We start from the raw sequence: 23,246 nt of genomic DNA on the forward strand, positions 1-23,246 counted from the left end.
TCGTTCCCTTTATTTCTTATTCTTCTTCTTTCCATCTGGGGTACCGGCGATTTTCCACCCCCAGGCAATCAAGTACCCGGCCGGCCATAAAATCCGCCATGTCGTCAAGGCATTCTGGCTTCTGGTAAAAGGCCGGCATAGCGGGAACGATAAATGCTCCGCACTCTGCCAGAGTCAGCATATTTTTCAAATGAATCTGGGACAGGGGCGTTTCCCTGGGCATCAACACCAGAGGACGCCGCTGCTTTAATGCCACATCGGCAGCCCGGGTCATTAAATCCGGTGTAATTCCTGCCGCAATGTGGGCCAGCTTTGACATGGAGCATGGTGCGATAATCATTCCATCCGTCAGATGGGAGCCGCTGGCAGCCGTGGAAAACAGATCGTTGTTATCTTCCAGGATTAGCTGACTTCTAAATCGTTTCTTAAAATCATCGATCCAATCTCCAGCTTCTCGTCCGGTTTCATAGGCCACGACCTCTTCCCCTGTTCCCGTTAGGATGAGCCGTACTCTGGCTCCGCTTTCCAGCAGGGCTTCTACTGTCCGAAGGCCGTAAATGCTGCCGCTGGCGCCTGTAATTCCAACTACATATTGTTTCATCGTCTGCTTTTTTCCCTTTCCATTCATTATAAGTACACATCCAAAGCTCCGAAGACCAGAAGCACGATACTGGTGATCTGGCTGATGCTGTAGGACGCGATATTGACATTTTCCAGATGATCCGGTGATACCAGCCGGTGCTGAATCACCATAAGGACCGCGATAATCCCCAGGCCGGTTCCATAGAGCACACCAAACTGGGGATAGAGCAGTACTCCGGCAATACACAGGCAAAGCAGTGCAGTCACATGGAACAGGGTACTGATCCATAATCCGCCTCTCACGCCAAACTGCACCGGAATAGAGTGGAGTCCGTTTGCCCTATCAAATTCATAATCCTGAGAACCATAGATAATATCGAATCCCGCAGTCCAGAGACAGTTGGCAGCCCCAAAGAAAAGCGGTATCAGAGAAAACTTCCCCGTTACCGCCAGCCAGGCCCCTACGGGAGCGCAGGCGCATGTGATACCCAGAACCAGATGGCATGTCCAGGTGAATCGTTTCGTGTAGGAGTAGATTGTCATCAGGAACAAAGCCAGAGGGGAAAGGAAGAGACATAGCAGGTTTAAACGGGAGGCGCTGAACACCATGACCAGAAAGCAGGCTGCCACCAGGACCAGGGTTTCCCTTTTTCCGATCTGTCCTTTGGGTATCTGGCGGCTTGCTGTTCTGGGGTTTTTTGCGTCGATCCTGGCATCCACCACCCGGTTTAAGGCATTGGCACCTGTTCTGGCGCTTAAAAAGGCAAGGGCAGCCCAGAATACGACTTTTGGATCCGGCCGTCCGCCTGAAACAGCAAGCAGGGCTACTGCGGCAAAGGCCAGGGAAAAGATGGTATGGCTGAACATGACCAGCTTCCCGTATTCATTCAATTTATTTACTATTTTTCCTATGATCGATCCCATAAGCACTCCATTTCGCTGACACCTTTTTTTTGATTTCGTCCGTCATCACGATATCTTCCGGCCAGGGACGGGAAAGTCCCTCCTCCAGACGCTTTCTTGTAGCATCGAAAGCCGCCCGCCTGCCATCCGTAAACATATCTCTGGTGACGTCAATATTATTGAATACCCGCCACATGACTGTGGAATGATCCGACGGGTCTATATCCTCGTCCACAACTAAAATGAGGGAAGCCTTTTTTTCTTCCAGCATGGCAAGGGCTTTTTGCCTTCCGCCCCAGGGCTGTTCCTTGCGGATAGAAACGATTTCAAGTGCTCCTTTGGTATATGCTTCTTTGCCTCTGCTGGTGGCATCTATGCCAAGCCGTCCGCCATACAAAGGATAATCGGAAGAGTGGTCCAGAGCATCTAGCGGCCCTTTGCTGACAACAAAATCTTCTTCCGGATGGGCGAAGCGCAGGACCTCCTGCCAGACAGCTTTCGCATCACTTGGATCTATGGTTTCATCGACCGCCACGATCATCTTTGCCGTTCTCATCTGCCCCATGCCCCATATGGCGTTCATGACAGTTCTGGCAGCTCCCGGATAGGACGGCTTTACCGCTATCACTGCGCAGTTATGAAAGACTCCTTCAAATGGCAAATGGATATCCTGCAGCTCGGGAATCGCTGTTTTTAATACGGGAAGGAAGATGCGTTCCGTAGCCTTAGCCATATAGCAGTCTTCCATAGGAGGTTTGCCCACTACTGTGGCAGGATAGACAGGGTGTTTTTTACGGGTAATCGTTGTGACATGAAATTTGGGATACCAGTCTGCCAGGGAATAATATCCGGTATGATCTCCGAAAGGTCCTTCCCAGACCAGTTCTTCCTGAGGATCTACATAGCCTTCCAGTACAAATTCCGCATCCTCCGGCACGTAGAGATCGTTGGTGATGCATTTCACCATTTTTACCGGCCTTTTTCTTAAGAATCCGGCCAGCATCATCTCATCCAGTTTCGGCGGAAGAGGAGCTGTGGAAGCATAAGTCACAGCCGGGTCGCATCCAAGTGCAACGGATACGGGCATGGGACAGCCTTTTTTCCGGTATGCTTCGTAAATACCGGCCCCATCCTTGTGTTTCTGCCAGTGCATGGCCGTTGTCTTGGAATCCAGCACCTGCATCCGGTACATGCCTATGTTTTGAAGCTTTGTATCAGGATATTTAGTAAAGACAAGTGGAAGTGTAAAGAAACGTCCTCCGTCAAGAGGCCAGCAATGCAGAACCGGCAGCTGTTCTAAGTCTGGTTCTCTCTCTATAACCTCCTGGCAGCTGGGTCTTTTGACATGAAACCGGCTCCTGAGAGGAAAGCAGCATAACAGGCGCAGGAGCTTTGGCGAAAAAGAGATCAGCTTTAAAAACGATGTATAATTCCCAAAATCCAGATAGGCACCTATTTCCGCTGCGATATCGTCTAAGTTATCCGCTCCAAGAGAAAGGGCCATTCGCTTATCGGTGCCAAAGGCGTTCATCAGCACCGGATAAGGAGAGCCCTCCACATGTTCAAACAAAAGCGCTTTGCCACTATTACCTTCTGACTTGCAGACCCTGTCTGTGATCTCTGTTATTTCCAGGAGAGGGGATACTTTCTCCGTCACCCGGATCAGTTCCCCTCTCTCTTCCAATTTATGAATAAAACCCTGTAGTCCTCGGTATGACATATGGCCTCCTAACGGTCATGGCTGCGGTACGCTTCGTAGCCGCTGCTGGTTTTGATGGTACTATCCGGCAGAACCCACATCGCTTCTACGCCCTCCATATCTTCAATCATAGCCAGTCCCTTCTCATAGGGCACATTAAATATGGCGGTAGACAGCGCATCTGCCCAGCCAGAATCCCTGCAAACAACGGAAACTGCCCGGAAGTATGCTGCAGGCATCAGTGTCTCAGGATCGATAATATGGTGATATTTCACCCCATCCACAATGTAATACCTTTCATAATCACCGCTGCTGACGAGAGAAAAGCCGTCTAAATCCAAAGTATCAATGGCCTTTTTATCACTGTCAAGATCCGGATTTTGGATATCCAGCTTCCAGGACTTTCCGTCTCCCCGGATACCGATGGCACGGATATTGCCTCCTACACTGAGAAGAACATGGTCAATCCCCTTGGCTTCCAGAGATCTTGCTGCCAGTTCCGTGGCGTAGCCTTTTGCAATGGCTCCCACATCCAGGCTCATATCAGGATCCTCCAGGTATACGGTGGAGGCATCTTCATCGATAATGACCTTTGAGAAATCCGTATGTAGGGCTGCCTCTTTCAGTTTATCCATAGGGGGAACCTGGGCGGTTTCCGGGTTATCGATGCCCTTTGTGCGATAGTCGTGCCAGATGGACAGAACACTTCCCATGGCTACATTTACTTTGCCGTCTGTTTTTTCATAGGCTTCTTCCGCCACCTTTAACATATCGATGATCTTCTGGTCGACTTTTACGGGACTTATCCCGGCATTATCATTGATGGTCTTAATATTGTTTATACCGTCATAATCATTGTAAATATCATATAGCTCATGGTACGTCTCCAGCTCATCATGAACGTCCGTTGCAATCTGGGTAAATTCCTCTTTATTCTTTGCATATCCGACGATCTGGGTGACGGTATCGAAGAGTTTTAAGAACTCGGCATGAAATCTTTGATCCTTTTTAGCTCCTATGGCGGCGGTATTAACCGCCGCCATAGTAAGCGCTGCCAGAGTTCCGGCAATTATTATAAATGTTATTACTTTTTTATTTTGCATTTGCTTCTGCCTTGGAGATTCCTTCCTGGAAGTCACCAATACCAACGGTTACGCTGGCTTTTAAGTCGGCATCAGTAGGTGCACCTTCTTTTTCATCAATTGCAAGACCGGTGATTTCACTGGCTGTCTTGCCAACTGCATAAGCTGCGAAACTAGCAGCCTGCTCATTCCACTCTTTTCCGATTGCGGAAGCTTTTTTCATGCCATAGGCTTCACCTAACTGATTCTTGGTCTTGAAATCAGCAGCTTTTAAATCGCTGGTGATCTTACCGGCAGCGTCGAAGTTTACATTGACCTGAGAAGCGTCAAGAACACAGCTTGTAATCTTACCATCTGCGCCAAAGCTGGCAATGGTGTAGGTTGAATAAGCCTGTGCTACACCATCAGCATCTGCGGCTGCATCTTTGGATTTGCTGATGCCTGTAACGATACCATAGCCCAGCTTGTCGCCAGCTAAAGCGCCTGTGCTCTTAGCATTTGCAACAGCCTGCTCAACAACTTCGATAAAGTCTCCGATATGAACAGTGATGGTAGCCTTTAAGTCTGCATCGTCTGCAACACCATCTGCAGAAACGGCAATGCCTTTTACTTCATCGGCAGTTTTTCCGATTACATACTTAGCAAAGCCATCAGCCTGCTCGTTCCACTCTTTGCTGATACCGGAAGCTTTTTTCATGCCATATTTTTCTCCCAGCTCATTCTTGGATTCCACAACGGTACCAAGATCTGTAAGAAGTTTTCCTTCTTTGGAAAAATTCACTTTGGTCTGAACGGAATCAATTTTACAGTCTACAATCTTACCGCTTTCATCTACTAATACGGCTGCGAACATGGTATCTACTTCTGCAAGACCATCTTTTTCGCCTGCCTCTGTGGATTTGCCGATGGAAGAAATTGCTGCATAACCGGTAGAGAGAGCGCCGCCTGCTGCTTCAGTCTTTGCAGCTTCTGTGGTGGCCTCAGCCTGTGTGGTAGGTGCTTCCGTTGTTGCTGCCTCTGTCGGTGCTGCAGTAGTTGGTGCCTGTTTTAAATTGGATGAACACCCTGCCAGGATTGTTGCTGCCGCCATAAGACCGCAGCCTAAAGCTAATACACGTTTTTTCATAGATAAAACTCCTCCTTATGTTGCTTTATATTATTATTTTTTAATACCATAATAAGATTTATCCACCACGGTCATGATCCTGGCCATTTTGGCCTCAGATAAATTAAGAGTTCCGATGGTGCTTACTGCTTTTGTATAGTATCTGCCAGCCATTGCTTTTGTATAAGCAGTTCCGCCGGCTTCCAAAACTCTGTCATAGAGTTCCTTTGCGGAAACCAGGCCGTTTTTAACTTGTTTTAAAAAGTTCTCATCCTGTTTCATGGCATGGATGAGAGGCAGGGTGACAACTCCTTCTTCATAATCGGACCGGACGTTTTTCTTAGCATCACTTTCGTCCATCTCATAATCAATGCAGTCATCCATAAGCTGAAAAATCATGCCTACATCGTTGCCGACCTTCCGGTACATGCGGAGCTTTCTCTCATCCTTTGTGGACAGCATGGCGCCGCCGTGAAAGGATGCTTCAAAAAGCGCCGCCGTTTTTCCTTTGATGATGCTTAGATAGCGGTAAACGGATAGATCCAGGTTCCCATTGTTGATTTCCTGGCGTAATTCTCCCAAGCAGATCCTGCATAGATAATTGGACATATCCAGGGCTTCGTATTCGTCTCTTTTAGGAATGGAAACCGCAAGTTTAAGTGCCAGGGATAAGAGGTAATCTCCGCAAATGACCGCCGCCTTTTTGCCAAATCTCTTTTGAAGCGTGTCGATTCCCCGCCTTGTATCAGCGTCATCGATCACATCATCATGGACCAGGGTGGCCAAATGCAGCAGTTCTACTGCAGAAGCCAGGGTAATGGCTTCTGCAGGAACTTTATCCTCTTCATCCATGGAACAGGCCATCAGCCCATAAGCACGGATGAACTTACCTGTGGATTTTGCCAGATGGGCTGTATAAGTCCTGATGACAGGAGGCGCTGAAGATAAATGCTTTTCCACAGCTGATGCCATTAATTGGAAAGCCTCTTCAAAACCATACCGCAGGCTGTCCGCATCCTCCAACATTTCTCTATTAGTCATTGTATAAATACCACTTCCTTATAAAAGGAAGTTTTCTCCATTTTTTCTTAAGCCAGGGCATGAAATAATAATCAAGGCCAAGGGTTTTGCCGCCGCCGACTAATACTGCGATACCGGCGAAAATCATCCAGAACGTGCTTAAGTAAAGACCAGTCGTACACACGAACATGAACTGAAGCACCAGGGAGGCTGCTGAGGAAAGGAAGTTGAATAATCCCGCCATTAAGGCAAGACCGATCAGGATCTCTGCAATCACGATACCGCGCTGCATGAACAGCTGAAGTCCGCCGTTAGGCAGGATCACAGTGTTTACAAACCAGTTCATAGGAGCAAAATCCAGTTTAAAGGCATAATCTGACAGTGTCGAATGGGATATGCCTTTGGAACTGACGAGGGTAGCGTCGATCAATCCTAAAATATGATAGGAGAAAACCGCAACACCGCTGGAAACTGCATCTGCAGCACCAGCAGCAGCACCAGTGGCACTTGCTACCGCATCTGCAGCAGCCGAAGTAGCACTGGAGACAGCATCCGCTGAAGGAGCAGCTCCTCCGATTCCACTGATCCCGTAGGGAGCCAGAATGTTATTGAAGAATTGATTGGCTCCTCCAAAAAATCCGCTCAGCATGGGCTGATCCATCCAGCCTTCAACAATCTTCATAATGCCTTCAAATACCCATACAGCACCCAGCCAAACGCGCAGAGGCATCAGCAGGAAGCTTGGGGTCCTGTTGGAAAAATGGCCTCCCAGGAAGCTTCTGCGGTTGCGCACGGTAAAGAATTCGTGGCACACATAGCTCCAGACCTTATTCCAACCCAATACCTGAATAAAATATATAACATTGATAAAATGCTTGGAAAGCATGGCAAAGAAGGAACACAGGTTAAACATAAGATTGGGAAGTCCTACCCGTGCCACTCCGTAGCGGCCGCCTACAGATACCATAACGCCATGGAAGGAAGGTTTATACTCCTCCATCGCTCCTGTACCGGCAATGGCACATACCAGATTATGGGCGGCTGTATGAGCGCTCTGCTCGCAGTTTTCTACCATCTGGGGAACAGGTGCATCTTCTCCCTGAGGTACATACATCATATTGTCACCGACTACGTAAACTTCTTCGTGGTCTTTGGCTCTTAAGAAAGAATCTACCTGGATTCTTCCGCGCCCTACGGATTCAAGCGTCTTGGCCGCTTCTCCTGTAATATCTGCGCTTTCAATACCGGCGGTCCAGATCGTTGTACCGGATGGATAACGGTTTTTCCTGCCATCCTGATTCAGTTCGATGAAATCCTCGCCAATGGCGGTCACGCCGGTTTCCATCATTACTTTTACGCCCATCTTTGTCAGGCGCTTTTCTACCTTGCCGGACAGCTTCTCCGGAAGAATGGGCACTGCCCGCTTTAGAACATCTACGTTATACATGGAGACGAGTGACGGTTCTATTTCATACTCATCACATAGGAAGGGCACATATTCTGCCAGTTCTCCAGCCATTTCCACACCGGTAAAACCTGCTCCTACGACGTAGAACGTTAAAAGGCGGCGTCTTTCCGCCTCGTCCGGTTCACAGGCAGCTTTGCGGAATACATGGTGAATCCGTTCTTTTAATAATACAGCATCTTCATAAGACCAAAGTTTATAAGAATTCTTCTCTGCGCCTTCCACACCGAAATAGGTAGGCTTAGAGCCAGCGGCCAGGATCAGGTAATCATAATCGTATTCCCCCTGGTTTCCTGTCAGCTTCTTCTCTTCAATGGAAATCTGGCTGATGGTGTCAGTAATGATTTCCACATTCCTTCCGGCAAATACTTTTTTCAGGCTGATACGGATACTGTCTTCCTCTACCCTTCCAGCGGCCACTTCATGAAGTTCTGTGAGCATGGTATGGAACGGATGCCTGTCTATAATGGAGATACTTACCTCGTCCTCCATCTTCATCTTGCGGAATTTTTTTTCTAATTTTTTGGCAGTTAAAATACCGGCATAACCGGCACCTAACACTACTATTCTTTTCAAGTCTTCCCCTCCTTGTATGATAGCGGCTCGCAAAATGCCACTTTGATATTATTATAACATATGGGAATGATTTTTACCATAATTTTATCGTAAATCAATCACTTTTTCCACTTTTTGTAACTTATTACATAGATAGAGGATCGTCTTCCCAAAGAAGCCGATCATTCGATTCCAGATCTCCATGAGCGAAAAGAATCGGGCCGGCTATGCAAGGTGTTCTATAATGATTTTGGACTAATTTTTATTTTATAAACAAGGCAGTTATGTTATAATAAAATCTCGGGATATATACATTTAAAAGAAATAAGAGGTAACAGATGAAATTTGTAAAAAAATTAACAGTAATACAAAAAAGAGAGCTGATCCTGGTTGCCGCCATTCTGGTGATATCAGGACTGCTCTCCGGGATATTTTATGCCAAAAACAGAAAGCCGGCGGAACAGGTGGTGGTCACTGTAGACGGCAAGACCGTGGTGACCCTGGATCTTCATAAAGATGCTGACATGGTTATTGATGGGTATGGCGGTACGGATCATCTGATCATTAAAGACGGTTATGCCAGCATTACGGAAGCTTCCTGCCCTGATAAGGTATGTGTCCGCACAGGGAAGATCCACAGAAGCGGGGAACTGATTGTCTGCCTGCCTAATCGGGTGGTTGTCACAATCGAAGGGGAAGATTAAGGAATTGCCGAATATATCTCCTGTTTCTGGAGAATCATATCCAATATCGGAATAAAATGTACCGTTATGTAAAAATATTTACGGGTTTTGGGGCTAATTGATCCTGGGGATCAGGGAAGGAGCTGATATGGGCGTGGTTCAGACGACGGTTCGCATAAGTGAGATTGAATTAAAAGGATTTAAGAATACCCAGTACGGCAGAATTATAATGCCGTCTGCAGGGAATAAGGATTATTTCTCAAAAACAGCGGACATTCTCGGCATTTATGGTCAGAATGGTTCGGGGAAAACAGCGGTTATTGAAGCGATGGAGTTCGTTCAGACTTTGCTAACGGGCCGGCCCCTGTCCAGGGAAGTGGTTCATTATATTTCCAAAGACATGGAAACCTGTACAATTACCGTTAAGTTTATAATCCAGACAGACAGTAAAAAAACCATGGCTGAATATTCTGTCCAGTTAAAAAGGATTTCCAAAAGCGAGTTTGAGATAGTACACGAAGCCCTCTGTTCCGCTGCCTGGACTGGAGAAAAGTTTGAAAGCAAAAAAACCTTGATCGATTACGGACTGCATTCAGAAGGGCCGGTATTTACACCGAAATACCGGCTGGAAGATTTAATACGGGAGAATGATGAAAACAAAGTAAATTTAAGCGTTGCAAAAAAAATTGCACGGAAGGATCTGGTTTCTTTTATCTTCGGCCCGGAAGGCAGGGGGGTATTTTTATCCGCTTCTGAAGGTGCATCTGAGGATTACGCTTATATCATCCAATCACTTTATCAACATGCAGGCATGAACCTGTTCGTAATTTCCAATGCCCGTGCAGGAGCGATCAGTATGGATTTCATGATCCCGTTTGCGTTCCGGCTTGATCTCGGTGAGAGGATCGCAAAGGGTGATTTGCTTATAAGGCTTGATGAACCCTCGGTGATCAGTAAAGAACATTTTGGAATGGCCAGGAAGATCCTTCATGAGATGAATGTGGTTCTTGACGCCATGATCCCCGGCCTTTCCATTGGGATTTATGATTTTGGAGAGCAGCTTCTTGAGCGGGGAGAAACAGGACACAGGGTCGAATTAATTTCAAAACGCGGAGAAATTACGATTCCCCTGAAATATGAGTCGGAAGGGATCATTAAGATCATTTCTGTTCTAAATGCCCTCATGTGCGTTTATAACAACGCTTCCATGTGCTTGATCATTGATGAACTGGATGCAGGGGTATATGAATATCTTTTAGGGGAACTGCTTTCTGTCTTTGAAAAGGGTGCAAGGGGGCAGCTGATCTTCACATCCCATAATTTGCGGGCATTGGAAATGATAAATAAAAGCAGCATTGTTTTTTCCACCACAAATCCTTCCAACCGGTATATTCGTCTGCAGAACATAAAGAGCAATCATAATTTGCGGGATATGTATTTGCGGAGCATCATATTGGGCGGTCAAAAAGAAGCTATTTATGAAGAGACAGACAGTGTGGAAATTGGCCGTGCATTCAGGCGTGCCGGAAAGGCGGTAAGGGATGGCGGCCAAGACTAAAAAAGTAATCCTGTTTATCGTAGAAGGACCCACTGACGAGGAGACATTAAGTCCGGTTCTTAAAAAAGCATTTCAGAGAGAAGATGTCCGTTTCCATGTGGTTCACGGCGATATGACAAGCAACTGGTCGGTATCAGGCAACAATGCCGTTAAAACGGTTTATGAGCATATAGAGGTGGAAAGAAAGCGGTATGGCTTTGATAAAAAAGACATTCTTAAGGTGATTCATCTTGTTGACATTGACGGGGCGTTTATTCCGGCGGACAAGGTCATTAAAAGTGCAACGGGGACAATCCGATATTTTGATGACCGGATCGAATCGGCAGATCCTGAGGGGGTCATTGACCGGAATTCGAGAAAGTCCCAGGTGCTGTACCGGCTTAGTACGGCTGACGCAGTCGGTAAAATTCCGTATTCTGTTTTTTATTTTTCCCGGAATCTTGAACATGTGCTTCATAACAATAATGGGAATCTGACTGACGATGAAAAGATAAATTATGCAGATGCTTTTGCAGATAAGTATGGTTCCGATCAGAAAAGCTTTCAGGCTTTTATTGCATCGGATGATTTTGCAGTGCCGGGGGATTTTCGTGAGACATGGAACTTTATTATGCAGGGCCTCAATTCATTACACCGGCACTGTAATCTCCATCTGCTTCTTAAAGAAGGTTAACAGGAAGGAGAAAGTGGTATTTATTTGAAAAAACCGGAATGATGGTTCAGGAGAGGGAATAACATAGAATAAACATATTGTGCAGAGCGAAATCATGGGATACTATATAACCGTTGAAAAGAATGTAAACATTTACGTAGAGGATCTTAATCCGGATTGCGAAAATACCATTTTATTTCTTCATGGATGGCCGGGAAGCCATAAGCTTTTTGAATACCAGTTTGATGTGCTTCCCGCCATGGGGTTCCGCTGTATCGGCATTGATACAAGAGGATTCGGGGATTCCGACAAGCCGTTTTGTGGGTATGATTATGACCGGCTGGCCGATGATGTCAGAGTGGTCATTGATGTACTGAAACTTAGGAATATTACCCTGGCAGGGCATTCCACCGGAGGGGCGATTGCCATAAGGTACATGGCAAGGCACAGGGGCTTTGGGGTAGCAAGACTTGCTTTATTCGCTGCCGCGGCGCCAAGCCTTATTAAACGACCGAACTTTCCTTATGGAGTTGATAAAGACGTAGTTACTCAAATCATTAACGGAACTTACGCCGACCGCCCCAACATGTTAACTAATTTTGGAGATATATTTTTCTTCCAGCATATTACTTATCCGTTCTCTCAATGGTTTTTCCAGCTTGGTCTGCAGGCAGCCGGCTGGGCGACGGCAGCCATTGCAAATACCTGGCTGGAAGAGGTATTATTTTCGGATCTGGAGGAAATTGATGTTCCAACTCTGATCATTCATGGGATCCATGACCAGATTGTCCCTTATGCTCTGGGTGAGATCCAGCATCAATGCATTAAAAACTCCAGGCTGGAATCCTTTGAATTCAGCGGTCATGGGGCCTTTTATGACCAAAAGGACGAATTCAATAAGGTTCTGGCCGAATTCGCCAGCGGGGATTGTTAGAAAGAGGGTAAACGGTACCATTTGTTAAGAACATAAAAAAAGGGCGTTGATTTTTAATAGATCAACGCCCTTTCATATGGCATTTTGGAGTTCTGTTTTACTTAATACTTTTCAAAGGACGATTCTGTTCTGGCTTCATATTCGTACTCTTTTGTGCTTTTTATCTCTGGCTTTTGTTCTGTATCCAATTGGAATTTTTCTACTTCTTCCCGCAGTGTATTGGCCTGGGCGCTCATTTCCTCACTGGAGGCCGAATTTTCCTCAGCTGTTGCTGCATTTGCCTGTATAACGGCCGATACCTGTTCCAGTCCTATGCGGATCTCATCAATGGAAGAGGCCTGCTCAGAAGCCGATTGGTTGATCTTATTGACGATATCATTGATAAAGCCGGTGGTTTTATCGATATCATTCAGAATCTGGGCGGTTTTCTCAGTGATTTCAGTGCCTTCCTGTACCGCGTTTACGGAATTTTGTATCAGCTCTGCTGTCTGCTTTGCGGCCTCCGCGGATTTGGCGGCAAGGTTACGGACTTCGTCAGCGACTACGGAGAAGCCCTTTCCTGCGGTTCCTGCCCGGGCGGCTTCAATGGCTGCATTGAGGGAGAGGATATTAGTTTGGAACGCAATGTCCTCAATAACCTTTGTTATATTGGTTATCTGATCGGAAAAGATAGAGATATTGTCCATTGCTTTTGTAAGCTGCTTCATATGAGTACCGCCGTTTTTAACGTTATGGCTGGTTTGAACGACATACTCGGTTGCTTTAATAACATTTTTTGAATTTTCTGCAGCCTGTTCCGTGATGCTTGCAATGGAGGCGGACAGTTCCTCTACGGATGCGGCCTGTTCTGTGGAACCGGCTGCAAGCTGCTGTGCTCCTGCCGATACCTGTTCTGTTCCTGTATTTACCTGTTGTGCGGCAACATCGATCATAATGAGGGTATGATTTAAAGAGGAAACGGTTTTTATAATTGCCTTTTTAATAGCTGCAAAGTCCCCCACATAGTCTAAATTCATGGAGAAACGCATATCTCCCTGTGACAGAAGGTTCAGCTTTTCCGTAATGTCACGGATATAGGAGGTTATGGCAGCATTTGTATTTCTGATGTTTTCAGCCATGCTTCCCAGCTCATCCTTGCTTACATATGTAATCTGAGCCTGTAAATTTCCCTTTGATATCTCCTTGTAAACCAGTTCGATTTCTTTCACAGGATCCAAAATCGATTTTCTGATGATCATGGTAATGAAAAGGGTAAACAACAGGGAAATCAACAGAGACAAGGAGAAGGAGAACCAGGCTGATTTCATGAAGTTCTGCGCTTCCTGCTTTTGGGAAACGGCAAACTGCAGCTGGATCGTTGAAAAACCTGATAAGATTTCTTCGGCCTGATCAATGGCAGGTGAATAATTGTTTTTATAAGACTCATAGGCCTTGCTGCTGTTTCCTTTGGAGGAAGCTTTTAGCAGCCCTGAAATCTCTTCTCTGGCGGACTTGGTCTTTGATAACAAATCTCTTAACTGTGCGATATCGTTATCTCTTGCGCTGGAAGTCTGGTTGCCTGCAAAGGCCTCCAATGCGCCGGAAACGCTTTCTTCCTGTTCCTGGGCCTTGGCTAGACTATCCTGTACGGCCTGATTATCATCGTCAAGAATTGCCTGAAGAAGATATTTTTGTGCCGAGGCCAGCCCGGATCTCATGGTCCATGTGCTGTTGGAGTTTGGTACGGTATAGCGGTAATAGCGTTCCACCTGGAATCCAAGATTTTTCGTGTTCCATGCGGATATTGAAGTAGATGCTATAATGATCAGCAGTATTATGCCAAAACCTAGAATCAGTTTTTTGCCGACAGATAAGTTTTTAATCAGAGAGCCTGCTTCTTTGCCGGAATCATCGGCATTCGTATTCTGTTTTTTCATCTTATCGTTCCTTTCCCGGTTTTTTAACCGGAATGTATATAGTTTGGAAAGTGCGTTTTGCGTCATATTATATATCGGAACGATAAGGCTAATCATAAGAATCCACTTATTATTTTTTTAACGGTACAGGCTGCTTTCATGATCTGTTAAAGAATGCGGATCCCTAAAGGAAAGGAATAGAAGAAAAAAGCCTCCGGCTTTTGTGCCGAAGGCTTTTTGAACATTATTTTGTAGATGAATTATAGTTTGCAATGGCTGCATTTACTTTTTCAGCCAGGAAACTTACCGCCTGCTCCGGAGTGTAGGTGCCGTCATAGGTCTTCTCCATTGATTCGTTAAAAATTGTTCTGGACTCGGTTGCTACTCCGGATAATACACCTGAGGTGTATCCGTTGACAGGGGTAGCCTTTAACTGGTTGATGGCTGTGGTAAAGTTGGGGTTCTGAGCTATGAAATCCTTCATGGCAGGAGTTTCATAAGCGTCCGGGTTAACTGCGAAGTATCCGGTGGACATACTCCAGGTGGCCTGTGAATCCGGTGTGGTGGTAAATTCGATGAACTTCCAGGCAGCGTTCTTTTTCGCCTCATCCTTATTGTCCATCATCCACAGGGATGCGCCTCCAATGATGACACCGCCATCGGCAGCAGATGCATCGATCTTTGGAAGATATCCGGTACCGATCTCAAAGTCGCTGCTTGCCGTAGCATTTTTAAGAATTGCTGTGGATTCAATGATCATGGCAGTCTGACCTGAGAAGAATGCGGTCTGGGTATCAGCGGTGGTGCTGCCGTAGTTAGCCACATAACCGGAATCCATAAGCTTTTTCCAGGTTTCAAAGATCTTAAGCCCTGCTCCGTTGTTTAAGAAATCCACTTCAGTAGCTGGTGCTTTCCGCCCGTTTTCATTGTTTGCATAAAATTTTCCCTGGCCGGCGATCTGCTGTTCAAAGAACCAGCCGTAGATGGCCTGGGCATAGCCCACAGGAGCTGCTTTGCTTTCCACGATTTTTTTAGAGAATTCCAAAACCTCGTCAAATGTTTTGGGCGGGGTGTTGGGGTCCAGACCGGCTGCCTTAAAAACGTCCTTGTTGTAATACAACATTGGAGTGGAGACATTAAAAGGCATGGACATCTGCTTTCCGTTTACCGTATAGTAGCTGGTGATGATATTCATAACCGTAGAAGGATCAAAGTTTGTAGAGGCAAACATATCCTGTACCGGAATGGCATGGCCGCTGTCGGTCATAAACTTTGTGCCGATGTCATACATCTGGCATACGTCCGGCATGCTGCCGCTCTGCATGGCTGCTTTCAGCTTGGTGATCAGGTCATCATAGTTACCCTGATATTCACTTTTTACCTCAACTTCATTCTGTGACTCATTAAAGGCTTTAACAAGAGCTTCTGTTGCCTCTCCGTTGACACCTCCCATTGCATGCCAGAGGGTGATGACTGTTTTGCCCCCCTCAGTTGGAGCGTTTGCGTCAGCAGCCGCTTTTGTGGCTGCGGCTTCTGTGGAACCTGCCGCTGTGGTTCCCCCGGAAGTAGCGCTTCCACCGCATGCAGCAAGAGTCATGGACATGACAGCAGCCATAATCGCCGCAAGCCACCTTTTTCTTCTTTTCATAGATATCCTCCTTTAAATTATATAGTTTTATCTCTATACACTGCCCTTTGGGCATGTATGAAATATTTACCCTTTTACGGAACCTGAGGTGAGGCCGGAAATCAACTGCTTCTGTCCCAGTATAAATGCCAGGATCGAAGGGACGAGGATGATCATGGAACCGGCCATGACCGGACGGAAGTCTGTGGATTCCGCGCCCTGAAGCATTCCAAGACCGATCTGGACGGTTCGCATGTTCACCGAATCTGTAACAAGAAGCGGCCATAAATAGTGGTTCCAGCTTTGAAGGAATGTGTAGATCCCCAGAGCGCCCATGGAAGGCTTTACAAGGGGAAGGGCAATGAAACAGAAGAAGCGGAAGTTACCGCATCCGTCAATATCCGCTGCCTCCTTTATCTCCATTGGAAGCTGCAGGAATGCCTGCCTCATGTTAAATACTGCAAATGCAGATGCCACGTTTGGAAGGATCAGGGCCGTATAGCTGTTCTTAAGCCCTAAATCGCAGATGATTAAATAGTTTGCAATGATGATGGCCTGGCTTGGGATCATCATGGTAGCCAGCATCAATAAAAACAGGGCATTCCTACCCCGGAATTTCATCATGGAAAATGCATAGGCCGCCAAAGCCCCGGTAACGATCTGTCCAAAGGTAACAGTACAGGATACGATCAGGGAATTCTTTATGAAGGTAAAAAACGGGGCCAGCTGCAGGGCTTTTATGTAATTGTCCGGGATCAGCTGTTTTGGCCAAAAGCCCCCGGAAAACACTTCCTTCATGGTCATCATGCTGACGTTAAAACAGTAAACCACCGGTGAGATAATGATGACTGCAAAAAGGATATTTAAGGCATAAAGTAAATATTTAACCAGTTTGTTTTTCATCAGTAGGTCACCTTCTTTTCCAGTCTAAATTGAATCAATGTCAAGACCATCAGGATTATAAACAGGACGATGGATTCCGCACAGGCCATGCCGAACCGGCTGTTCATAAATGCCTCCTGATAAATCTGGTACACAATGACATTGGTGCTTCCGGAAGGACCTCCCTGAGTCATCAGCTTGACCTGAGCATAAGCCTGAAGGGCGTTGATGACGTTTATGATCAAAAGGAAAAACAGGGTAGGGGATATGCATGGGATGGTAATATGCCTGTGCTTGGCAAAAAATCCGGCTCCTTCAATGGCCGCGCACTCATACAGATCCACAGGGACACTTTGTAAGGCGGCCGTCAGGAATATAAAATTTAATCCGATGTTCATCCAGACGGTTACAAGAGTTACCGCACTTAAGGCGTATTTGGGATCTGTCAGCCAGCCGATGTGGGTTCCCAGGACCTTGTTGATGATACCAAGGCTGCTGTGAAAGATGAACATGAAAACAACGGAAGCCGCTGCTGCGGAAATGGCCATGGGAAGGGCATAAACTGTCCGGAACAGGTTTTTTCCCTTAATATCCTCATTGCTGATGATGGCCAGGACAAATCCGATCACAATGGAGCAGGCCACAGTCATCACTGCATATTGAAAGGATACCAAAAGGCTGTTTTGAAAGGCCTGGGAGGTGAAGATCGTAAGATAATTCCCAAGGCCGACAAAGGAGGAGACTGCCCCAAGGGGAGTCGTCATGGCAAAACTGAGCCATATGGTTTTGAGGAATGGCCAGAACAGGAAGGCCGAGAAGAAAAACATGGCGGGCAGCAAATACAGATAAGGCTCGATTGCCCGGAAAAACTGCTTCTTTTTCATGAAAAAATTATCCTCCTTTTCCTAAAAAGAAAAAAAGAATCAGCATTACATTTCGCCTTAGAGATAATGGCGGAAATGTAACGTCTGATTTCTCTTGCTCTCTAGCAAATGTTTCATTGACGTTAGTTTATCATATTAATTGTTATAATGCAACATATATTTGCGTTAATTAACTATAAAATTAGTGATATTTTGATATAATATTAACGAACATATAAAAATATGAATTAATTTTAATAAAAATATTGAGGAATTTAGGCATAAAAATATACTTAGTACACAATGGAGATTCCTGGCTGGCTTGTTTTTTAAAAAATGGCTGGATTATCCAGATACTGATCCGGTCTTCTGCCGTCAGGAATAGCCGCAAAACCTTACGAAACCCGAATGGCTATTCACAAATGCCAGGGAATAGGGTATAATAAGCCTATTGCACCGCAATCAGAAATGATATAGAAAGATGGGGATTGTTTATGAATGGTAAGAAAATTTTGTCTCTGGTGCTTGCTGTGTCAATGGCAACAGGGCTTAGCTGCATGACTTCCATGGCAGCAACCAGAAAGAAAATCACAACAGTAAACTTAACCGTGACAGCGGATATTGTGCCGGGCGGTTCTGTTTTTGGACAGCAGGCTGAGATAACGACAAAAAACAGCAAGATCGATGTGGGAGAATGCGAATTTACTAACAGCGGATTTCAATGGTATGAGCAGGATATACCAAGGCTGGAAGTGAAGCTGTATGCGCAGGAAGGATATTATTTTTCCATAGCAGAATCCGGCTTCACAATTGATGGAGGAACCTACGTAAAGCAGGCAAGGGAAGATTTCAGCCAGACGCTGACGGTGACCATAGATCTTCCCAAGGTCGGAGAGTTTACCCAGCCCATAGAAAGCGCAGCATGGAGTTCTAAAACTATGGCTGTGTGGAGTCCTGCCGCCGGGGCAGGAAGTTATGAAGTAAAAGTGTTTCGTGATGGAAAGAACACGGGAGGGGTAAAGACCACCGTGGGGACGAGTCTGGATCTTGGACTGTTAATGGGAAAGACCGGAAGCTACACGTTTAAGGTGCGTCCTGTCAACAAGCAGAATTCCGAAAATAAAGGTGACTGGGTGGAGTCTCCTGTCAATTATGTTGACGGGGCGGCGGCGGAGCAAAACCGTACAACTTCCCAAAGCAGCGGCGGCTGGAAACAGGACGGAACCGGCTGGTGGTATGCGAATCCCGACGGAAGCTATCCGGCCGGCACCTGGCAGAACATCGATGGACAGTGGTATTTCTTCAATGAGAATGGCTATATGGCTACAGGCTGGGTTGCATGGAGCGGGAAACAGTATTACTGCGATCCCACAGGAGGGCAGATGCTGGCAAACACCATAACGCCTGATGGGGCTAATGTTGGAGCCGACGGAGCGAAACTTCCTTAGGATAAAAAAATGGCGGGCTGCTTTTAGCGGTCCGCCTTTTTGACCGCCTGGAAACGGACCATTTGAAAAATACTTGTAGGATTAAAGATTCTATCATATAATAACAGGGCGGAGGCAGACATAAATGACAGTGAAAAAGACAGTAAAATTTTATAAGCGGGTATTGATAGCGGCGGCAATCCTCCTGGTCCTTTGTATGGCAGGATGTAGCCCAACTGCAAGCTCTTCCCCATTAACCCAAAGTGAAACGGGAAATGAGACGGGGACAGACCTAAGGGTTCATTTTATTGATGTGGGCCAGGGAGACAGCACCTTAGTAGAAAAAGACGGTCATTATATGCTGATAGACGCAGGGGAACGGGACCAGGGCGAGACAGTCGCTTCTTATCTGGAGAAACAGGGAGTGAAGAAACTGGATTACGTGGTCGGAACTCATCCCCATTCAGATCATATCGGCGGGTTGGAGACGATCATCCGGAAATTTGATGTACAAAAGGTCTTTTTACCGGAGAAAGAACATACCACAAAGGTTTATGAACGCCTGTTAGATGCCATAGCTGATAAAAATTTAAAAATAACCCTTCCAAAACCAGGGGAAAGCTACACCTTAGGAGATGCATCTTTCCAGATCATCGCTCCCAACAGGGATTATGGAGATAATTTAAATAACTGGTCCATAGGCCTTCGCCTGGTTTATGGAAAGAACAGCTTTGTCTTATGCGGAGATGCAGAAAAAGATGCAGAAAAGGATATGGTGGCTAACGGTTTTCCTTTAAAGGCGGACGTATTGAAGCTTTCCCATCATGGAAGCACCACCTCATCATCCGAAGGCTTTATGGATCTGGCTGATCCTGAATATGGAGTGATTTCCTGCGGGAAAAATAATGATTATGGCCATCCTCACAAGGAAATCCTGAGTATGTTAAAAAAGCGGAACATTAAGGTTTTGCGGACAGACCAGCTTGGAACCATAGTTGCGGTGAGCGACGGATCAAAAGTCACCTTCCCTGGAGTCACGGGAATCACGGAAGGAACCGATGGAGACAGGACACAAAGCACGGCAGCAGACCAGGATTATGTATTAAATACCAATACCAAAAAATTTCACCGGCCGGACTGCAAGTCTGCAGCTTCCATGAAGGAAGAGAACCGGAAAACCTATCATGGTTCCAGAGAGAATTTGATACAGATGGGATATGAGCCGTGCCAAAGCTGCAACCCTTAGCCTGGCACAGAAAGGGAAGGGAAAAGGTTATGAAGTATACCATTGACAGAATCGGGGAAACGGTAATTGTCTGTGAGGATGAGAACGGAGATATGCTAAAGGTTCAGGCCTCTGAACTGCCGGAAGGTGTAAGGGAGGGAGATATCCTTACAGAGACTGAAGGGACGTGGACACTTGAGAAAGAAGAGACGGAGAGGCGCAGGCAGAGAATTCGTGAAAAGCTGAGAGGGCTGACAGAATAGAGGATTAAAGAGAGCAAACTATGAAGAATTATATTATACTGGATCTGGAATGGAACCAGAGCGCCGGAGGGAAGGAGGAGACGGTAGAACACCTTCCCTTTGAAATCATAGAGATCGGGGCAGTAAAGCTTAATGAGGCCCTGGAGGAAGTGGAGGAATTTAAGCGGCTTATAAGGCCTCGAATTTATCCCCAGCTTCATGAAAAGATATTAGAAGTAACTCATATGGATCAAAAGCTTCTGATGGAAGAGGGTTGTAACTTTGAGGAAGCTGTAAAGGAGTTTCTCATATGGTGTGGAGAGGAACCCGTGTTTTGTACCTGGGGCTCCATGGACTTAACGGAGCTGCAGCGGAATATTGCTTTTTATGGAATTCCAAATCCCTTCCCCAAGCCCTTTCTCTACTATGATGTGCAGAAACTTTACAGCCTGCTTTATGGGGACGGCAAGGATAGGCAATCCCTTGACATTGCAGTGTTAGAGCTTCAGATCATGGAAGAGCGGCCTTTTCACCGGGCCCTTGACGATGCCCATTATACCGGGCGCGTTATGAATCAGATGGATTTTAATAAGGTCAGGGAATACTTGTCCACGGATTATTACCGCTTGCCGGAAAATAAAGAGGAAGAGGTATATCTGGTGTTTCCCGGGTATTCCAAATACATTTCAAGGCCCTTTGAGACGAAGCAGGATGCCATTGAGGATAAAACCGTTACCGATTTGATCTGCTGCAAGTGCAACCGGATGCTTCGGAAAAAGATCAGATGGTTTTCCGTGAACCAGAAGTTTTACACGGCTCTTGGTTTATGTCCTGAGCATGGAAATGTAAAAGGCAAGATCCGCATGAGGCGGAGCGATGACGGACGTGTCTACGTGGTTAAGACCATGAGGCTTGTGGGAGAGGAAGACGTCCGGGAGATTTACGAAAAAAAGGAAGAAACCAAAAAGAAACGGGTGCAAAAGACGAAGACCAGAAAGCAGAAAAAAAAGAAGGGGGATCCCCCCCTTTCCTAAATTTCGCTTTCCTTCATTCGGTATCCAACCCCGATTTCCGTAAAAATATATTTTGGTTCTGCCGGATTATTTTCAATCTTTCTGCGGATATGCGCCATATTGACGCGGAGGATCTGATTGTTGCTGTCTGCGTAAGGTCCCCAGATGTGGCTGATAATGTAGTCATAGGTCAGGACCTTGCCAGAGTTTTCCGCAAGAAGGGAAACCAGCTTATATTCGATCTGAGTCAAATGGATCTTCTGTCCGTCCAGTGTGACCAACCGCTTGGCAAAATCAATGAACAGGCCGTCACTGCTGTATGGGGTGGGAATGACAGATCCATCCACGGTGCTGACGGTAGGTCTTCCATGACGCAGGGCAGTGCGGATCCTGGCTAAAAGCTCGCTGGTTCCAAAGGGCTTGGTTATATAATCATCAGCACCGAAATCAAGAGCCGACACTTTTTCGTGCTCCTGGGTCCTGGCGGAGATGACGATAATAGGAATCGAAGTCCAGCTTCGGACACTTTTAATGATATCGATTCCGTCCAGGTCCGGAAGCCCTAAGTCCAAAAGGATCACATCAGGGCAAAGGGAATTGATCAAAGCCAGCCCATCCCGCCCGTTGTAAGCGGTATTTACTTTATAATCATGTCTTTCCAATGCACTTTCAATAAAGTTGCAGATATTCTTTTCGTCTTCAATCATGACGATTGTAAACTTACTCATAAGCATTCTCCCCTAATGGTAATGTAAATGTAAAAACTGCGCCATGTGCTTCATTTGCGGCTGTGATATTCCCGTCGTGGGCAGTAACAATGGCTTTGCAGATAGAAAGCCCGATTCCCATTCCCTTATGGGAATCATAGCTGCTGTTGGGCGATGAGGTGTAACCGTCAAATAAAGTCTTCAGCCGTTCCGGGGAAATTCCCACACCCTGATCCCGGACCTGAAACCAGGCATATCCATCCTGCACGAAGATCGACAGGCTGATGGGATCCGTTGAATTGGAGTGATAGACGGCATTTTCCAGTAAATTTATGATAACCTGTTCAATCAAAATGGCATCCATGGGAACCATGATGAACTCATCAGGAACCGTCACACGGACAATGGATTTCGGCAGTCTTTTATGAAAGCGTTCAATGGCCTCGGAAGCTACCTCTTCTAACGGCTCCGGCCGCTTTAAGACCTGAGCTCCGGTATCCCGGATCCTGGTCACGCTGAGCAGATTTTCCACCATATTTAAAAGCCAGTTGGCATCTTCCCGGATATTGGAGACCAGGCTGGTTTTTTCTGCCTCAGCCATAGTGTTTGTATTTTCCAGGTATGTGTTGCTGGCGCCGATGATACCTGTGAGAGGAGTCCGAAGGTCATGGGAAATGGCCCGTAATAGGTTTGCTCTCAAGGCCTCTTTTTCTGCTTCCATTAATAGCTTTTCCCGTTCGTTTAGGATTCGGCTTTGTTCCTTTAAATTAGTCGTAGTAGCGCTTGTAATGGTTGAAATGATCAGCAGTGCAAGGAAGGTAACGGGATATCCTTCCATTATAAAATTAAACGCCATAAATGGGTAAGTAAACACATAGTTTACACAGATCACACTAATAAAGGAGGCAATGACTCCCGGTATATAGCCGCTGGAATAACGGGAAATCACAACCACTGCCATCATATAGATGATTCCCACATTGTTAGTGTATCCTCCCAGTATGTGCATCACGTAGGAAAGGATGGTAGCAAGCAGGAGGGAAATAACGGTAATGATACAATTCCGAAGCAGATCTTTTTTGGATAATTTTTTCTGTATATTCATGAAAAACCCCTTGCTATCTAAG

The 23,246-nt window shown here is 46.1% G+C and carries 21 protein-coding genes; 8 read left to right on the forward strand and 13 right to left on the reverse strand.

Going from position 1 to position 23,246, the window contains the following annotated elements:
* Positions 1–16 precede the first annotated feature (16 nt).
* From RT269_RS03625 to RT269_RS03655, 7 genes are read right to left on the reverse strand one after another with little or no spacing between them, the layout of a single operon-like run.
* Positions 17–628, reverse strand: coding sequence for a UbiX family flavin prenyltransferase (locus RT269_RS03625; RefSeq protein ID WP_313180623.1), 612 nt, complete (start codon positions 626–628; stop codon positions 17–19).
* The gene (locus tag RT269_RS03630; RefSeq protein WP_313180624.1) at positions 628–1,506 is read right to left on the reverse strand and encodes a UbiA-like polyprenyltransferase; all 879 of its coding nucleotides are present in this window, start codon (positions 1,504–1,506) and stop codon (positions 628–630) included. The genes RT269_RS03625 and RT269_RS03630 overlap by 1 nt, the downstream gene beginning before the upstream one ends.
* A complete protein-coding gene (locus RT269_RS03635; RefSeq protein WP_313180625.1) occupies positions 1,475–3,205 on the reverse strand; it encodes a menaquinone biosynthesis decarboxylase in 1,731 nt (576 codons plus the stop codon). The genes RT269_RS03630 and RT269_RS03635 overlap by 32 nt, the downstream gene beginning before the upstream one ends.
* Before the next feature lie 8 nt (positions 3,206–3,213).
* Positions 3,214–4,287 carry an FAD:protein FMN transferase gene (locus RT269_RS03640; protein WP_313180626.1) on the reverse strand — a complete coding sequence of 358 codons (1,074 nt, stop codon included), beginning with the start codon at positions 4,285–4,287 and terminating at the stop codon, positions 3,214–3,216.
* Positions 4,277–5,392, reverse strand: coding sequence for a hypothetical protein (locus RT269_RS03645; RefSeq protein ID WP_313180627.1), 1,116 nt, complete (start codon positions 5,390–5,392; stop codon positions 4,277–4,279). Before RT269_RS03645 ends, RT269_RS03640 begins: the two co-directional genes overlap by 11 nt.
* Before the next feature lie 33 nt (positions 5,393–5,425).
* Entirely contained in the window at positions 5,426–6,412 is a 987-nt protein-coding gene (locus RT269_RS03650; RefSeq protein WP_313180628.1) for a polyprenyl synthetase family protein, read from the reverse strand.
* A complete protein-coding gene (locus RT269_RS03655) occupies positions 6,405–8,432 on the reverse strand; it encodes an NAD(P)/FAD-dependent oxidoreductase (protein WP_313180629.1) in 2,028 nt (675 codons plus the stop codon). Before RT269_RS03655 ends, RT269_RS03650 begins: the two co-directional genes overlap by 8 nt.
* Before the next feature lie 317 nt (positions 8,433–8,749).
* Between RT269_RS03655 and RT269_RS03660 the strand changes: the two genes are divergently transcribed.
* The 4 genes from RT269_RS03660 to RT269_RS03675 all read left to right on the forward strand — a co-directional run bounded on the left by RT269_RS03660 (position 8,750) and on the right by RT269_RS03675 (position 12,238).
* The gene (locus RT269_RS03660) at positions 8,750–9,115 is read left to right on the forward strand and encodes a NusG domain II-containing protein (RefSeq protein WP_313180630.1); all 366 of its coding nucleotides are present in this window, start codon (positions 8,750–8,752) and stop codon (positions 9,113–9,115) included.
* 127 nt (positions 9,116–9,242) lie between these two features.
* A complete protein-coding gene (locus RT269_RS03665) occupies positions 9,243–10,652 on the forward strand; it encodes an AAA family ATPase (protein WP_313180631.1) in 1,410 nt (469 codons plus the stop codon).
* On the forward strand, positions 10,636–11,325 hold the full coding sequence (locus tag RT269_RS03670; protein WP_313180632.1) for a hypothetical protein: 690 nt from the start codon (positions 10,636–10,638) through the stop codon (positions 11,323–11,325). Before RT269_RS03665 ends, RT269_RS03670 begins: the two co-directional genes overlap by 17 nt.
* A gap of 94 nt (positions 11,326–11,419) precedes the next feature.
* Positions 11,420–12,238, forward strand: coding sequence for an alpha/beta fold hydrolase (locus tag RT269_RS03675; protein WP_313180633.1), 819 nt, complete (start codon positions 11,420–11,422; stop codon positions 12,236–12,238).
* A gap of 101 nt (positions 12,239–12,339) precedes the next feature.
* Here RT269_RS03675 and RT269_RS03680 read toward each other — a convergent pair whose 3' ends face one another.
* The 4 genes from RT269_RS03680 to RT269_RS03695 all read right to left on the reverse strand — a co-directional run bounded on the left by RT269_RS03680 (position 12,340) and on the right by RT269_RS03695 (position 17,526).
* On the reverse strand, positions 12,340–14,154 hold the full coding sequence (locus RT269_RS03680; protein WP_313180634.1) for a methyl-accepting chemotaxis protein: 1,815 nt from the start codon (positions 14,152–14,154) through the stop codon (positions 12,340–12,342).
* 223 nt (positions 14,155–14,377) lie between these two features.
* A complete protein-coding gene (locus tag RT269_RS03685; RefSeq protein WP_313180635.1) occupies positions 14,378–15,781 on the reverse strand; it encodes an ABC transporter substrate-binding protein in 1,404 nt (467 codons plus the stop codon).
* A gap of 66 nt (positions 15,782–15,847) precedes the next feature.
* Entirely contained in the window at positions 15,848–16,663 is an 816-nt protein-coding gene (locus RT269_RS03690) for a carbohydrate ABC transporter permease (protein ID WP_100306645.1), read from the reverse strand.
* Positions 16,663–17,526 carry a carbohydrate ABC transporter permease gene (locus RT269_RS03695; protein WP_313180636.1) on the reverse strand — a complete coding sequence of 288 codons (864 nt, stop codon included), beginning with the start codon at positions 17,524–17,526 and terminating at the stop codon, positions 16,663–16,665. Before RT269_RS03695 ends, RT269_RS03690 begins: the two co-directional genes overlap by 1 nt.
* A gap of 473 nt (positions 17,527–17,999) precedes the next feature.
* Between RT269_RS03695 and RT269_RS03700 the strand changes: the two genes are divergently transcribed.
* From RT269_RS03700 to RT269_RS03715, 4 genes are all read left to right on the forward strand, one after another.
* Positions 18,000–18,953, forward strand: a complete 954-nt coding sequence (locus tag RT269_RS03700; RefSeq protein WP_313180637.1) for an N-acetylmuramoyl-L-alanine amidase family protein — start codon at positions 18,000–18,002, stop codon at positions 18,951–18,953.
* 124 nt (positions 18,954–19,077) lie between these two features.
* Positions 19,078–20,178, forward strand: a complete 1,101-nt coding sequence (locus tag RT269_RS03705) for a ComEC/Rec2 family competence protein (protein WP_313180638.1) — start codon at positions 19,078–19,080, stop codon at positions 20,176–20,178.
* A 29-nt stretch (positions 20,179–20,207) separates the two neighbouring features.
* Positions 20,208–20,420, forward strand: a complete 213-nt coding sequence (locus RT269_RS03710; protein ID WP_313180639.1) for a DUF3006 domain-containing protein — start codon at positions 20,208–20,210, stop codon at positions 20,418–20,420.
* Positions 20,421–20,440: 20 nt separating this feature from the next.
* Positions 20,441–21,433, forward strand: a complete 993-nt coding sequence (locus RT269_RS03715) for a 3'-5' exonuclease (protein ID WP_313180640.1) — start codon at positions 20,441–20,443, stop codon at positions 21,431–21,433.
* On the opposite strand, the gene RT269_RS03720 is transcribed toward RT269_RS03715, so the two are convergent.
* Both RT269_RS03720 and RT269_RS03725 read right to left on the reverse strand, forming a co-directional pair.
* Positions 21,430–22,140, reverse strand: coding sequence for a response regulator (locus RT269_RS03720; protein WP_313180641.1), 711 nt, complete (start codon positions 22,138–22,140; stop codon positions 21,430–21,432). The genes RT269_RS03715 and RT269_RS03720 overlap by 4 nt on opposite strands.
* The gene (locus tag RT269_RS03725) at positions 22,133–23,224 is read right to left on the reverse strand and encodes a sensor histidine kinase (RefSeq protein WP_313180642.1); all 1,092 of its coding nucleotides are present in this window, start codon (positions 23,222–23,224) and stop codon (positions 22,133–22,135) included. The genes RT269_RS03720 and RT269_RS03725 overlap by 8 nt, the downstream gene beginning before the upstream one ends.
* Between the last annotated feature and the right edge of the window lie 22 nt (positions 23,225–23,246).

Source organism: Lacrimispora sp., from assembly GCF_032078915.1.
Lineage (GTDB): Bacteria > Bacillota > Clostridia > Lachnospirales > Lachnospiraceae > Lacrimispora.

What these genes read in the sequence shown, in the direction of transcription:
- RT269_RS03625 (WP_313180623.1), bottom strand. Translation starts at nt 628, where the DNA reads ATGAATGGAAAGGGAAAAAAGCAGACGATGAAACAATATGTAGTTGGA.
- RT269_RS03630 (WP_313180624.1), bottom strand. Translation starts at nt 1,506, where the DNA reads ATGGGATCGATCATAGGAAAAATAGTAAATAAATTGAATGAATACGGG.
- RT269_RS03635 (WP_313180625.1), bottom strand. Translation starts at nt 3,205, where the DNA reads ATGTCATACCGAGGACTACAGGGTTTTATTCATAAATTGGAAGAGAGA.
- RT269_RS03640 (WP_313180626.1), bottom strand. Translation starts at nt 4,287, where the DNA reads ATGCAAAATAAAAAAGTAATAACATTTATAATAATTGCCGGAACTCTG.
- RT269_RS03645 (WP_313180627.1), bottom strand. Translation starts at nt 5,392, where the DNA reads ATGAAAAAACGTGTATTAGCTTTAGGCTGCGGTCTTATGGCGGCAGCA.
- RT269_RS03650 (WP_313180628.1), bottom strand. Translation starts at nt 6,412, where the DNA reads ATGACTAATAGAGAAATGTTGGAGGATGCGGACAGCCTGCGGTATGGT.
- RT269_RS03660 (WP_313180630.1), top strand. Translation starts at nt 8,750, where the DNA reads ATGAAATTTGTAAAAAAATTAACAGTAATACAAAAAAGAGAGCTGATC.
- RT269_RS03665 (WP_313180631.1), top strand. Translation starts at nt 9,243, where the DNA reads ATGGGCGTGGTTCAGACGACGGTTCGCATAAGTGAGATTGAATTAAAA.
- RT269_RS03670 (WP_313180632.1), top strand. Translation starts at nt 10,636, where the DNA reads ATGGCGGCCAAGACTAAAAAAGTAATCCTGTTTATCGTAGAAGGACCC.
- RT269_RS03675 (WP_313180633.1), top strand. Translation starts at nt 11,420, where the DNA reads ATGGGATACTATATAACCGTTGAAAAGAATGTAAACATTTACGTAGAG.
- RT269_RS03680 (WP_313180634.1), bottom strand. Translation starts at nt 14,154, where the DNA reads ATGAAAAAACAGAATACGAATGCCGATGATTCCGGCAAAGAAGCAGGC.
- RT269_RS03685 (WP_313180635.1), bottom strand. Translation starts at nt 15,781, where the DNA reads ATGAAAAGAAGAAAAAGGTGGCTTGCGGCGATTATGGCTGCTGTCATG.
- RT269_RS03690 (WP_100306645.1), bottom strand. Translation starts at nt 16,663, where the DNA reads ATGAAAAACAAACTGGTTAAATATTTACTTTATGCCTTAAATATCCTT.
- RT269_RS03695 (WP_313180636.1), bottom strand. Translation starts at nt 17,526, where the DNA reads ATGAAAAAGAAGCAGTTTTTCCGGGCAATCGAGCCTTATCTGTATTTG.
- RT269_RS03700 (WP_313180637.1), top strand. Translation starts at nt 18,000, where the DNA reads ATGAATGGTAAGAAAATTTTGTCTCTGGTGCTTGCTGTGTCAATGGCA.
- RT269_RS03705 (WP_313180638.1), top strand. Translation starts at nt 19,078, where the DNA reads ATGACAGTGAAAAAGACAGTAAAATTTTATAAGCGGGTATTGATAGCG.
- RT269_RS03710 (WP_313180639.1), top strand. Translation starts at nt 20,208, where the DNA reads ATGAAGTATACCATTGACAGAATCGGGGAAACGGTAATTGTCTGTGAG.
- RT269_RS03715 (WP_313180640.1), top strand. Translation starts at nt 20,441, where the DNA reads ATGAAGAATTATATTATACTGGATCTGGAATGGAACCAGAGCGCCGGA.
- RT269_RS03720 (WP_313180641.1), bottom strand. Translation starts at nt 22,140, where the DNA reads ATGAGTAAGTTTACAATCGTCATGATTGAAGACGAAAAGAATATCTGC.
- RT269_RS03725 (WP_313180642.1), bottom strand. Translation starts at nt 23,224, where the DNA reads ATGAATATACAGAAAAAATTATCCAAAAAAGATCTGCTTCGGAATTGT.